This window comes from Serratia sp. FS14, assembly GCF_000695995.1.
Lineage (GTDB): Bacteria > Pseudomonadota > Gammaproteobacteria > Enterobacterales > Enterobacteriaceae > Serratia > Serratia nematodiphila.
The window spans coordinates 4,304,505-4,317,027 of the sequence record NZ_CP005927.1 but is presented as its reverse complement, the minus strand read 5'-3'; the positions used below and the strand labels follow the sequence as shown (position 1 = coordinate 4,317,027).

The 12,523-nt window shown below is 59.1% G+C and carries 10 protein-coding genes; 3 read left to right on the top strand and 7 right to left on the bottom strand.

Annotated elements, in window-relative coordinates:
• Nucleotides 1-13 precede the first annotated feature (13 nt).
• Nucleotides 14-1,219, bottom strand: a complete 1,206-nt coding sequence (gene pncB, locus L085_RS19770; protein ID WP_004928202.1) for a nicotinate phosphoribosyltransferase — start codon at nt 1,217-1,219, stop codon at nt 14-16.
• Nucleotides 1,220-1,474: 255 nt separating this feature from the next.
• Nucleotides 1,475-3,175, bottom strand: coding sequence for a GGDEF domain-containing protein (locus L085_RS19765; RefSeq protein ID WP_044031530.1), 1,701 nt, complete (start codon nt 3,173-3,175; stop codon nt 1,475-1,477).
• Nucleotides 3,176-3,512: 337 nt separating this feature from the next.
• Here L085_RS19765 and pepN point away from each other — a divergent pair, with 337 nt between their 5' ends.
• Nucleotides 3,513-6,131, top strand: a complete 2,619-nt coding sequence (gene pepN / locus L085_RS19760) for an aminopeptidase N (protein ID WP_044031529.1) — start codon at nt 3,513-3,515, stop codon at nt 6,129-6,131.
• 51 nt (nt 6,132-6,182) lie between these two features.
• Here pepN and ssuB read toward each other — a convergent pair whose 3' ends face one another.
• Genes ssuB through ssuE form a run of 5 tightly spaced genes read right to left on the bottom strand, consistent with a single transcriptional unit; the run spans nt 6,183 to nt 10,525 of the window.
• On the bottom strand, nt 6,183-6,986 hold the full coding sequence (gene ssuB / locus L085_RS19755; RefSeq protein ID WP_044031528.1) for an aliphatic sulfonates ABC transporter ATP-binding protein: 804 nt from the start codon (nt 6,984-6,986) through the stop codon (nt 6,183-6,185).
• Entirely contained in the window at nt 6,983-7,777 is a 795-nt protein-coding gene (gene ssuC / locus L085_RS19750) for an aliphatic sulfonate ABC transporter permease SsuC (RefSeq protein ID WP_044031527.1), read from the bottom strand. The genes ssuB and ssuC overlap by 4 nt, the downstream gene beginning before the upstream one ends.
• 11 nt (nt 7,778-7,788) lie before the next feature.
• A complete protein-coding gene (gene ssuD / locus L085_RS19745; protein WP_015377346.1) occupies nt 7,789-8,937 on the bottom strand; it encodes an FMNH2-dependent alkanesulfonate monooxygenase in 1,149 nt (382 codons plus the stop codon).
• A gap of 19 nt (nt 8,938-8,956) precedes the next feature.
• On the bottom strand, nt 8,957-9,922 hold the full coding sequence (locus L085_RS19740) for a sulfonate ABC transporter substrate-binding protein (protein ID WP_015377347.1): 966 nt from the start codon (nt 9,920-9,922) through the stop codon (nt 8,957-8,959).
• 24 nt (nt 9,923-9,946) lie between these two features.
• Nucleotides 9,947-10,525, bottom strand: a complete 579-nt coding sequence (gene ssuE, locus L085_RS19735) for an NADPH-dependent FMN reductase (RefSeq protein ID WP_044031526.1) — start codon at nt 10,523-10,525, stop codon at nt 9,947-9,949.
• A 258-nt stretch (nt 10,526-10,783) separates the two neighbouring features.
• Here ssuE and pyrD point away from each other — a divergent pair, with 258 nt between their 5' ends.
• Together pyrD and L085_RS19725 are read left to right on the top strand one after the other, a co-directional pair.
• Complete coding sequence (pyrD, locus tag L085_RS19730; protein WP_015377348.1) at nt 10,784-11,794, top strand: quinone-dependent dihydroorotate dehydrogenase; 1,011 nt, start codon at nt 10,784-10,786, stop codon at nt 11,792-11,794.
• A gap of 176 nt (nt 11,795-11,970) precedes the next feature.
• Nucleotides 11,971-12,519 (top strand): cell division protein ZapC, encoded by a 549-nt coding sequence (locus tag L085_RS19725; RefSeq protein ID WP_004928171.1) that lies wholly within the window; start codon nt 11,971-11,973, stop codon nt 12,517-12,519.
• Nucleotides 12,520-12,523 lie beyond the last annotated feature (4 nt).

The following is a 12,523-nucleotide window of genomic DNA, read 5'->3' as shown; positions in this document are numbered from 1 at the left end:
ATATAAAGAAGGCTCAGCTGGCTTTCTTCACCAGCGGCAGATCGAAGGCCTTGCGCAGAGCCCTGACGAACGCCTGGTCCTGGCAGATGGTCTTGCCGGGGCTGTCGGAGAGTTTGGCCACCGGCTTGCCTTTGCACTCGACCAGCTTGATCACGATATTTAACGGCTTAACGCCGGGAATATCGCAGGTCAGGCGCGTGCCGATGCCGAAGCCGAGATTAATGCGCTGATAGAAATGGCGATAGAGCGCCAGCGCTTTTTCCAGATCCAGATTGTCCGAGAACACCAGCGTTTTGCTCAGTGGGTCGATGCCCAGTTTCTGATAGTGGGCAATGGCCTTTTCACCCCACTCGACGGGATCGCCCGAATCGTGGCGAAGCCCCTGATAACGCTCGGCGAACTGCGGGCCGAAGTCGCGCAGGAAGGCATCCATGGTGATGCAGTCGGTGAGCGCGATGCCAAGCTGGTCCGGATATTCATCCAGCCAGGCCTGCAATGCGGCGCGCTGGCTGTTGGCCAGCACCGGGCTTATCTGCTGATGCGCCTGGAACCACTCATGCGCCTGCGTGCCGACCGGCGCCAGACCCAGCTGGTGCGCCAGATCGTAATTGCTGGTGCCCGACAGGTACGGGAATTCGGCCTGCAAGGTGCTGACGATGGCCTGTTGCACGCCCTGAGAGAAACGGCGGCGGGTGCCGAAGTCCATCAACTTGAAGCGCGAAAGATCCAGATCGCCCGCCAACGTCTTGAACTGCGCCAGCTTGGTTTGCAGATGCGCCACCGCCTGTTCCGGCGTCGCCAGCGGCGAGCGCCGGCGGTGCACCACTTCGCTGATCACCGCCAGCAATGGGACTTCCCACATGATCACTTCACGCCAGGGGCCGGCGATGCGGATTTGCAGCTTGCCGTCGCGGTTGTCGATGGTGACCTGCTGCGGATCGTAGCGGAACGTTCGCAGCCAGTTCAGGTAATCTTGACGGAAGAAGGGCAGGCCCGAAAGATAAGCGAATTCGGCGTCGGTTAGCGCCAGCCGGCTCATCAGCGCCACCTGCGCGCGGATCTCGTCGGCATATTCGCCCAGCAGTTCGTCGCCGCGGCAGCGGAATTCCGCCGCCACGCTGATCGCGGGATAGCGATGGAACACTGCTTGCTGCATATGAAGCTTATAAGCATCGGTATCAAGCAGTGATGTCAAAATCGGGGAAGCGTATTGAGTCATAGCGCGTTACAGCATCCTCGTCAGGCGCGTGTCCAAATCCGGATAATCATAAAAGTGGGGGTGGAGTATACCCGGATTATCCTGTTATTGAAGCTGCATCACACCATAAATCACCGAAGCGGGTCGAGGATTAAACGTGCCTTTATGGCAGCCGGATAGCGGCGGAGAGGAAAAAAAGCCAGATATGCCTGTAAGGTGAATGACTTAGCCTAATTAGTCATAAAAATTATAATGTTAATTATTTTAAACAGCGAATCAGATAAAGCCGGCCTGGGTATGCACGCTGACCCGATCCTTGCCGTTCTTTTTGCAAAAGTAGAGCGCTTCGTCCGCCTGTTTGATCGCCGCCTGCAGCGCGGTGAACGCGCTGACTGGCGCAATGCCGCAGCTGGTGGTGAAACGCACTTGCCGTCCGTCGGCCAGATTTAGCGTCAGGCGATGAGTACGGGCGCGCAATTGCTCCATGATGTCCCGCGCGTTGTCCAACGAACAGTTGCCCAGCAGCACCGCGAACTCTTCGCCGCCATAGCGGCAGAAGATGTCGCTGGCGCGGAACGCGCGTTGCAGCAGGTGGCCGAAGGCCACCAGCGCCCGGTCACCCACGTCGTGGCCGTAGCTGTCGTTGAGTTGTTTGAAATTATCGATGTCGATCAGGCAAAAGGCCTGCGGGTAGCTGGCGTTGCCCAGCAGTTGACATTCAAGGAAGAATTTACGGCGGTTGTAGATATTGGTGAGCGGATCGAGGAAGGAAGAGGCCTCGAGCTCTTTAATCAGCAGTTGTTTCTCGCTCTCCAGCGAGACCTTGTCCAGCTGATATTGCCTGAGCTGCTGAATGGCGTCGCTGATGGCGATCAATTCCTGGCTGTAGAAGGCGTCGTTGCGATCGATATTCATCTCACCGCGCGACAGCCGCACGATATTGTTGTGGGTCTTGGTCAGCCAGCGGTTGATGCTGGTGCAGAACACCAACGCCGGCAAAATGAACAGCAAAACCACCAGGCCGGCCAGCGCGATCATGCCGTAAATGGTCGTCTGGCTGTCGTAAATCTTGTGGCGCGAGGCGAGGGTTTCCAATTCGAAACTGCGTTGATACAGCGCCTGCGAAAGCTCGCTCACATCGTCGACATAGCGCGAAATAAGCGCTGTGGGGTAGGGCTTATGGGTATCGATAGCGGTATACAGCCCATTGGTAATCTGCTGGAGGCGCTCAGCGGACACTTGGGCGAGCAACGCATTGACGATGTTAGTGATTTGTCCATCGTCGTAGTTGATCTTCATGAAGATCAATCGGGTGCTCAGCGCGTTCAGCACGCCGGTTAGCTGAATGGACTTCAGATAGGCATCTTTGCGAACGAGCTGGCTGACGTTGACGTCGATAATCTGATCGCTCAATTCCGTCAATGACATATTTAGCCGGTTATTGAGGCGGATGGCCTCGAGAAACATAAAGGAGTCGGTATCCACCATCCGGGTATCGTAGGTGTAGCGGTAATAACTCTTGCTGGTTTGCGAGATGTAATAGGCGCTGTTGATGTTGAACAGATTGGCGTTGGTGTTATTGACCTGCGAAAGCTGCAGGTTGTCATTATCCAGCAGCTGTTCCATCAAAGCGATCATCGACAGCGCGGCGATTTTTTGCTGAACCCCGAGCTGTCTGGCGACCTCATCGTCCAGATGTTCGCGGATCCGGGTGATTCTCTCGCGCGCTACCCGATCGGCGGCCAAACATTGCGCACGGGTGATTTGCGGATCGATCAGGCTCAATCGTTTGAGGCGATGAGCCAGCAATGCAGCCTGAAAAGCTTCGGAAATTTCTTTGGTGCGATCAATTTTGTACAGGTTTAGCTGGTTGTCGCGGTAGTCGGTATGGGCTTCGAGCAGCTCATCGACGATGAACAGAGAGAAGGAAGTCATCAGGCACAGGGTGAAAAAATAGATTGCGTATTTAATCTTCATAATGCGAGCCATCCCTGAACCTGATGCCGCAATTATACCACTATGCCGCCGGTGTCGCCTCAACTATGCCGGCGCGCCGCGATGGCGGTTTTTTAGCATTAAATGCTGATTTTTATTTGGCCATTGGTCACCCGCACTGCCGCCTGCCGGGCGATTTATGATTTGCCTCTGATTTCTCTCTCCTGGTCGCCCTGCGGCTCTGGGCTTTTCGGCCAGCTGTGATACAGTTTATTCACAATTCAGGCTCACCGCGCGCCGCAGGGGAACATACCGGCTGCGGTACGAAGGAGAAGAGCAGCCTGGCACCTATAACTCACTGAGACGTTTAAGGGTTTTTATGACACAACAGCCACAGGCAAAATACCGCCACGATTATCGCGCGCCCGATTACACCACGACCGATATCGATTTGGACTTCAGTCTGGACGCGGAAACCACCCGCGTGACCGCCGTCAGTAAAATCAAATGTCAGGGGGCGGCCGGTGCACCGCTGGTGCTGGATGGCGAAGATTTGACGCTGGTGAGCATTCAGGTGGACGGCCAACCGTGGAGCGCCTACCGTCAGCAGGATAACCAGCTGATCATCGAAGAGTTGCCGGCACAATTCACTCTTACCATTGTCAACGATATTCACCCGGCGAAGAACACCGCGCTGGAAGGGCTGTACCTGTCCGGCGATGCGCTGTGCACGCAATGCGAAGCCGAAGGCTTCCACCACATTACTTATTACCAGGATCGCCCGGACGTGCTGGCGCGCTTTACCACCCGCATCGTGGCCGACAAGACGCGCTATCCGTTCCTGCTGTCGAACGGCAACCGCATCGGCCAGGGCGAATTGGCCGATGGCCGCCACTGGGTGCAATGGCAGGATCCGTTCCCGAAACCTTGCTACCTGTTCGCGCTGGTGGCGGGGGATTTCGACGTGCTGCGCGACAGCTTCACCACCCGTTCCGGCCGTAAGGTCGCACTGGAGCTGTTCGTCGATCGCGGCAACCTGGATCGCGCCGACTGGGCGATGACTTCGCTGAAGAACTCGATGAAGTGGGATGAGACCCGCTTCGGCCTGGAATATGATCTCGACATTTATATGATTGTGGCGGTCGATTTCTTCAATATGGGCGCGATGGAGAACAAAGGGTTAAATATCTTTAACTCCAAATATGTGCTGGCGAAGGCGGAAACCGCGACCGACAAGGATTACCTGAACATCGAAGCGGTGATCGGCCACGAATACTTCCACAACTGGACCGGTAACCGCGTGACCTGCCGCGACTGGTTCCAGCTCAGTCTGAAAGAGGGGCTGACGGTGTTCCGCGATCAGGAATTCAGTTCCGATCTGGGATCGCGTTCGGTCAACCGCATCGACAATGTGCGCGTGATGCGCGGCGCGCAGTTTGCCGAAGACGCCAGCCCGATGGCGCACGCCATCCGACCGGACAAAGTCATCGAGATGAACAACTTCTACACCCTCACGGTGTATGAAAAGGGTTCCGAGGTGATCCGCATGATGCATACCCTGTTGGGGGAGGAGAACTTCCAGAAAGGGATGCAGCTCTATTTCGAACGCCACGACGGCAGCGCCGCTACCTGCGACGATTTCGTGCAGGCGATGGAGGATGCGTCTAACGTCGATCTGTCGCGCTTCCGCCGTTGGTATAGCCAGTCCGGCACGCCGCTGTTGACGGTGCGCGACGAGTACGATGCGGAAACTCAGCAATATCGCCTGCATGTCAGCCAGAAAACTGCGCCGACCGCCGATCAGCCGGAGAAGTTGCCGCTGCATATTCCGCTGGATATCGAACTGTACGACAGCGAAGGCAATGTCATTCCATTGCAAAAAGGCGGCCTGCCGGTCAACAACGTGCTGAACGTCACCGAAGCGGAGCAGACCTTCGTGTTCGACGGCGTGGCGCACAAGCCGGTGCCGTCGCTGCTGCGTGAATTCTCTGCGCCGGTGAAACTGGACTATCCGTACAGCGATCAGCAACTGACCTTCCTGATGCAGCATGCGCGCAATGAGTTTGCGCGTTGGGATGCGGCGCAGAGCCTGCTGGCGACCTACATCAAACTGAACGTGGCGCGGCACCAGCAGAAGCAGCCACTGTCGCTGCCGCTGCACGTGGCCGATGCGTTCCGTGCGGTGCTGCTGGACGAAAAACTGGATCCGGCGCTGGCGGCGCAGATCCTGACGCTGCCGTCGGAGAACGAAATCGCCGAGCTGTTCGCCACTATCGATCCGGAAGCGATCGCCGCGGTGCACGAAGCGATCGTACGCTGCCTGGCGCGGGAACTGGCCGATGAGTGGCTGGCGGTGTATCACGCCAACAAGACCGACGGCTACCGCGTGGAGCACGCCGAGATCGCCAAGCGCGCCTTGCGCAATGTGTGCCTGGGCTATCTGGCGTTCGGCGAAGATGTGGCGCTGGCGGACCAGCTGGTGAACGAACAGTATCGCCAGGCGGACAACATGACCGACTCGCTGGCGGCGCTGTCTGCCGCGGTCGCGGCCCAGCTGCCGTGCCGCGATGCGCTGCTGGCGGCGTTCGACGAGCGCTGGCATCAGGATGGCCTGGTGATGGACAAATGGTTCGTGCTGCAGGGCAGCAGCCCGGCAGCAGACGTGTTGAGCAAGGTGCGCGCGCTGTTGCATCACCGTTCGTTCAGCCTGAGCAACCCGAACCGCACCCGTTCGCTGATCGGCGGCTTCGCTTCCGGCAACCCGGCGGCGTTCCATGCCGCGGACGGCAGCGGCTATCAGTTCCTGGTGGAGATCCTCAGCGATCTCAACCAGCGCAATCCGCAGATCGCCGCGCGCCTGATCGAACCGCTGATTCGCCTGAAGCGTTACGATGCCGGCCGCCAGGCGCTGATGCGTAAGGCGCTGGAACAGCTGAAAGGGTTGGAAAACCTGTCCGGCGATCTGTACGAGAAGATCAGCAAGGCGCTCGACGCCTGATTTTTTCGCGCTAGAGACATCAAGGGACGGCCTGGGCCGTCCCTTTTTCATTCAATTCGCCGCCCGGCGCGCGGCGTCCGTCGCGGCAGGCGGCGATAACACCCGTTCCAGCACTTCGGCCTCCAGTTCCGCCAGCCTGGCCGAGCCTTTGCGGCGCGGCCGCGGCAGATCGATGCTCAGATCCAGCCCGATATGCCCCTCTTCAATCAGGATCACCCGATCCGCCAGCGCGATGGCTTCGCTGACGTCATGTGTGACCAGCAGTACGGTAAAACCGTGTTGTAGCCACAGCGTTTCTATCAGCCCTTGCATCTCGATGCGCGTCAGGGCATCCAGCGCTCCGAGCGGTTCATCCAGCAGCAGCAGACGGGGGCGGTGGATCAGTGCGCGCGCCAGGGCGACCCGCTGTTTTTGTCCGCCGGACAGCGCCGCCGGCCAATCGCGGGCGCGATCCGCCAAACCGACCGCTTCCAGGGCTTGCAACGCCGCGTCGCGCCACTGGCCGCGCAGCCCCAGACCCAGACCCAGACCCAGACCCAGACCCAGACCCACGTTATCGATCACCGTTTTCCACGGCAACAGGCGCGCATCCTGAAACATCAACCGGGTATCCTCTTTAGCGGCGGCGAGCGGCGCGTTGCCGCTGAGCAAAGCGCCGCTGCTGGCCTGTTCCAGGCCGGCCAACAGGCGCAGCAGGGTGCTCTTGCCGCAGCCGCTGTGGCCAACCACCGCCACGAACTGCCCGGCGGAAATGCGCAGCTGAATATTGTCCAGCACCGTGCGGTTGCCGTAACGTTTGCCGATAGACTCCAGCGTCACCGGCGTGCCTTGCGCAAGGCGAGCGGGAAGGGTCATAGCGCTTCTCCCTGTTTCAGTTGATAGGCCGGATGCCAGCGCAACCAGACGCGCTCCAGCAGCTGCGCGCCCACGTCCGCCAGCTTGCCGAGCAGGGCGTACAGCACGATCGCCACCACCACCACGTCGGTTTGCAGAAATTCACGCGCGTTCATCGCCAGGTAGCCGATGCCCGAATTGGCCGAGATGGTTTCGGCGACGATCAGCGTCAGCCACATGAAGCCGAGAGCGAAACGCACGCCGACCATAATCGACGGCAGCGCGCCCGGCAGCACCACCTGTGTAAACAGGCGAAAACCGCTCAGGCCGTAGCTGCGGGCCATCTCCAACAGGCCGCGATCGATGTTTTTGATGCCGTGATAGGTATTGAGATAAATCGGGAACAGCGTACCGAGCGCCACCAGAAAGATCTTGGCGGATTCATCGATGCCGAACCACAGGATCACCAACGGGATCAGCGCCAGATGCGGCACGTTGCGGATCATTTGCACCGAGCTGTCCAGCAGGCGTTCGCCCCAGCGCGACAGCCCGGTAATAAAGCCGAGTATCAGTCCGATGCTGCCGCCGATGGCGAAGCCTAACAACGCGCGCTGGCTGCTGATGCTCAGGTGCTGCCACAGTTCGCCGCTTTGGCTCAGGCGCCAGAAGGCGGCCAGCACCGCACTCGGCGCCGGCAAAATGCGGTTGGAGAGCCAGCCGGTTTCGACGGCGATTTGCCAGATGATCACCAGCGCCAGCGGCAGCGCCCAGGGGGCCAGCCGGTACAGGATGCGTTGTACGTTATTTGCCATCGAGGCGCTCCTCAGCTCTGCGATACTTTTTGCGGAACATAGATGTTGGCCACCACTTCGCCCTGCGGACGCACCGGCTGAAGGCGAGCGGGCGTTTCCTCCTGCGCCAGATCGAGGTGCGGGAACAGCAATTCGCCGACGCGGTAGGCCTCTTCCAGATGCGGATAGCCGGAGAGAATAAAGGTGTCGATGCCCAGATCGGCATATTCCTGCATGCGCGCCGCGACCGTCGGGCCATCGCCCACCAGCGCGGTGCCGGCGCCGCCGCGCACCAGGCCGATGCCGGCCCACAGGTTCGGGCTGATCTCCAGATTATCCTTTTTGCCGCCGTGCAGCGCCGCCATGCGCCGTTGGCCGACGGAGTCGAAGCGCGCAAAGGCCTGCTGCGCGTTGGCGATGGTTTCCTCATCGAGGTGGGCGATCAGCCGGTCAGCGGCGCGCCAGGCTTCTTCGGTGGTTTCCCGCACGATGACGTGCAGCCGGATGCCGAAACGCACCTGGCGGCCTTTCGCCGCCGCTTTGGCGCGCACCTCTTCGATCTTCGCCTTAACCTGCGCCGGCGGCTCTCCCCAGGTGAGATACATTTCTACCTGCTCGGCGGCCAGATCCTGCGCGGCGGCGGAGGATCCGCCGAAATAGAGCGGCGGGCGCGGCTGTTGCACCGGCGGGAACAGCAGTTTGGCGCCTTTCACCTGAATATGCTTGCCGTGGAAATCGACGGTTTCCCCTTCCAGCACCCGGCGCCAGATGTGGGTGAACTCGGTTGAGGCTTCGTAGCGTTCTTCATGGCTAAGGTGCAGCCCCTCGGCCGCCAGCTCTTCCGGATCGCCGCCGGTGACCAGATTGAACAGGGCGCGCCCGTTGGACAGGCGATCCAGCGTCGCCGCCTGGCGCGCCGCCAGCGTAGGGGAGATGATGCCCGGCCGCAGCGCGACCAAAAATTTCAGCCGCTGGGTGACCGGGATCAGCGAGGCGGCCACCAGCCAGGAGTCTTCGCAGGAGCGGCCGGTGGGGATCAGCACGCCGCCGAATCCCAGCCGATCCGCCGCCTGGGCGATCTGCTGCAAGTAACCGTGATCGACGCTGCGCGCCCCTTGTGCGCTGCCAAGATAGTGGCCGTCGCCGTGGGTGGGTAAAAACCAGAAAACGTTCAGGCTCATCGTCAATGCTCTCCCGTATTTATTGCGCGCTAGGGCGCCAGATGCGTTGCGAGATGTCGACCTTCACCGGCACCAGCCGGTTGGCGTAAAACAGGTCGGCGGTTTGCTGCTGCGCGGCGATGGTATGCGCATCGAGCGGTGTGATGGCGGTCGGGGGGCGGTGATCCAGATAGCTGGCGATCACCGGTTCCGGCAGCCCCATGGCGTTGGCCAGCAAGGTCACGCTTTGCGCCCGGTCGCTGCGGGTGAGCGCATCGGCCTGGGTCAGCACCGTCAGGACCTGGCTGATAAAGGCGCCGTTGGCTTCGACATAAGGGCGCGCCGCCAGATAGAAGGAGCCGGTCTGGTTCAGATCGGTGCCGTCGCCGAGCACCCGCACGCCGCCCTGCAGCAGCGCGGCGGAATAATAAGGATCCCAGATCGCCCAGGCATCGACGTTGCCCTGTTGGAATGCGGCGCGCGCATCGGCGGGCGTCAGATAGGCGGGCTGGATATCCGTAAATTTCAGTCCGGCTTTTTGCAGCGATCGCAGCAGCAGGTTATGTGAGCTGGATCCTTTCTGGAACGCGACCTTATGGCCTTTCAGATCGGCGACGGTTTTGATCGGGCTGTTTTCCGGCACCAGGATCACTTCCGCCTTCGGTTTGGGCGGCTCAACGCCGACATACAGCAGATCGGCCCCGGCGGCCTGCGCGAAGATCGGCGGAATATCGCCGGTGCTGCCCAGATCGATGCTGCCGACGTTCAAGGCCTCCAGCATCTGCGGGCCGGCGGGAAACTCGATCCAACTGATGCGGGTGGCGGGGAAACGTTCCTCCAGCAGCCGGTGGCTCTTCGCCAGCACCAGACTGACCGATCCTTTTTGGTAGCCGATGCGGAACTGCGCCGGATCCTGAGCGACGGCGGCGTTGGCCCAAACCAGCGACAGCAGGCCGGTGAAGGCGGCGGCGCTCAGCCAACGCCGCAAAGCGATGCGTTGTTTCATTCAGGCTCTCCTTTTCTAGGCGTTTCAGGCGGTTTGACGCGCCGCCAGTGGCGAGGCGACGCGCAGCGCCGGCGGTTTGCGGCGGCCAAGCGCCAGATAGAAACTGGCCAGTGCCTCTTCCAGCCGGGCGGCCACGGCGTCGGTGAGCGTGGCGCTTTCGTCGGTCAGCTGGATCTGGCTGTCGTCGGCGAACACGCCGTGCAGCACCTCTTGCGCTTTCAGCGCCGCCAGTACCGGTTTCAACGCATAGTCCACCGCCAGCATGTGGCCGATCGAACCACCGGTCGCCAGCGGCAACACCACCTTATGATCCAGAGCGCGTTCCGGCAGCAGATCCAGCAGGGTTTTCAGCGCGCCGGAGAACGACGCTTTATAAACCGGCGTGGAAATCAGCAGGCCGTCGGCCTGCGCCAGCTGCTCGGCAAACGCCTTGATCGCCGGACTGTTGAAGTTGGCGTACAGCAGATCTTCGGCGTCAAAGTCGTGCAGGGTATAGGCCGTCACTTCCACCCCTTGCTGCCGCAGCCAGTTCTGACTCAGCGAGAGCAGCGCGGCGGAACGTGATGGGATGCGTGGGCTACCGGCCAGTGATATAACGCGCATTGCCACTCCTTATAACTAAAAGTTAGGTTTAATTAGAAAATCAATAGGAAGTGTTTTAAACCTACCAGCAACCGGGCGCGTTTTTTAAATCTCATTTTTTGATTTGGATATGCGCAAAAGCGGATTAGCGCCGATTTGGCGGTGAAGAGGGAAAACGATTGCGTAAAAACGGCTTTTTTTGCCTTTAATCAATTCCAATTAGGCGGGGGATACCGGATAATACGCCCCCGGTTTGCAACCGGGAAATCAGGAGAGTCCATGTACTACCCCCTCATCAGGAAAGCGTTGTTCCAGCTCGATCCGGAGCGCGCGCACGAAGTGACCTTTCGTCAGCTCAGCCGTATTACCGGCACCCCATTAGCGTTTCTTGTCCGTCAGTCCGTGCCGACCAAACCGGTCAACTGCATGGGGCTGTCGTTTAAAAACCCGCTGGGATTGGCCGCCGGTCTGGATAAAAACGGCGAATGCATCGATGCGTTCGGCGCGATGGGCTTCGGCCATGTGGAAGTCGGCACCGTGACGCCGCGTCCGCAACCGGGCAACGACAAGCCGCGCTTGTTCCGCGTGGTTGAGGCGGAAGGCCTGATTAACCGCATGGGGTTCAATAACCATGGCGTGGACAATCTGGTTGAAAACGTTAAGAAATCCCATTTCGGCGGCATTCTTGGGATCAATATCGGCAAGAATAAAGACACGCCGGTCGAGCAGGGCAAAGACGATTATTTGATCTGCATGGATAAAGTTTATCCGTATGCCGGATATATCGCGATTAACATCTCTTCACCGAATACGCCGGGGCTACGATCCTTACAGTATGGCGAAGCGCTGGACGATCTTTTGGCTGCGATTAAAAATAAGCAGCAGGAATTACATGCGCGTCATCACAAATATGTGCCGGTGGCGGTAAAGATCGCGCCGGATCTTTCAGAAGAAGAATTGATCCAAATTGCCGATAGCCTGGTGCGGCATAATATCGATGGCGTGATCGCCACCAATACCACGTTGGATCGAAAATTGATCCAGGGGTTGAATTACTGCGAACAAGCGGGCGGGTTAAGCGGGCGTCCGTTGCAATCACGCAGCACCGAAGTTATCCGTCGTCTCTCCACCGAACTGCAGGGGCGCCTGCCGATTATTGGCGTAGGCGGCATCGATTCGCTGACGGCGGCGCGCGAAAAAATGGAGGCCGGCGCGAGCCTGCTGCAAATTTATTCCGGATTTATCTATCACGGCCCGCGTTTGATTAAAGATATCGTTACCCATATCTAATATTTTTCCTCTCATTTTATTCCGGGGGTTTATTTCTGCCCCCGGCTCGTCTATATTTTGTTCGTTAGCTTAAATATCGTTCGCGGAATTATCCGATGTTTAAGCGATTTCATCGGTGATAAAATCGCCTTTTAGGGTGAGTGCGGCGTTGGCATAGGCAGCGAGAAGGATACGAAATGAAGATAAAACCTGACGATAATTGGCGTTGGTATTTTGATGCCGAACACGATCGGCTAATGCTGGATTTAGCTAATGGTATGATCTTTCGTTCACGTTTCCCGGCCAAAATGTTAACGCCGGACGCCTTTGATGAATGTGCTTTTTGCGTGGATGACGCCGCCCTTTATTTCACCTATGAAGAACAGTGCAAGCAGGTCAAGCTTAGCCATGAACAGCGCGCCGAGCTGGTGCTGAATGCGCTGGTCGCCTATCGCTTCCTGAAACCGCTGATGCCAAAGAGCTGGCATTTCTCGCAGCAGCATTACCCGCTGCAGCCGAAAAACGGCGAGCTGGCGGCGGTGAAAGTGATGGAGAGCGGCGCGGAAGCGCGCTTGCTGGTGGTGGAGGCCGGGGATAACGCCAGCCTGTGCCTGCTGGCGCAAAATCAGCTGACGGTCGCTGGCCGTACCATGGTCTTGGGCGACGCCATCAAGGTGATGCACGATCGGCTGAAGCCCTGCGCACAGGATGAAAGCGCCGCCCCGGCTTACGACAGGGCGGTATAAGGCG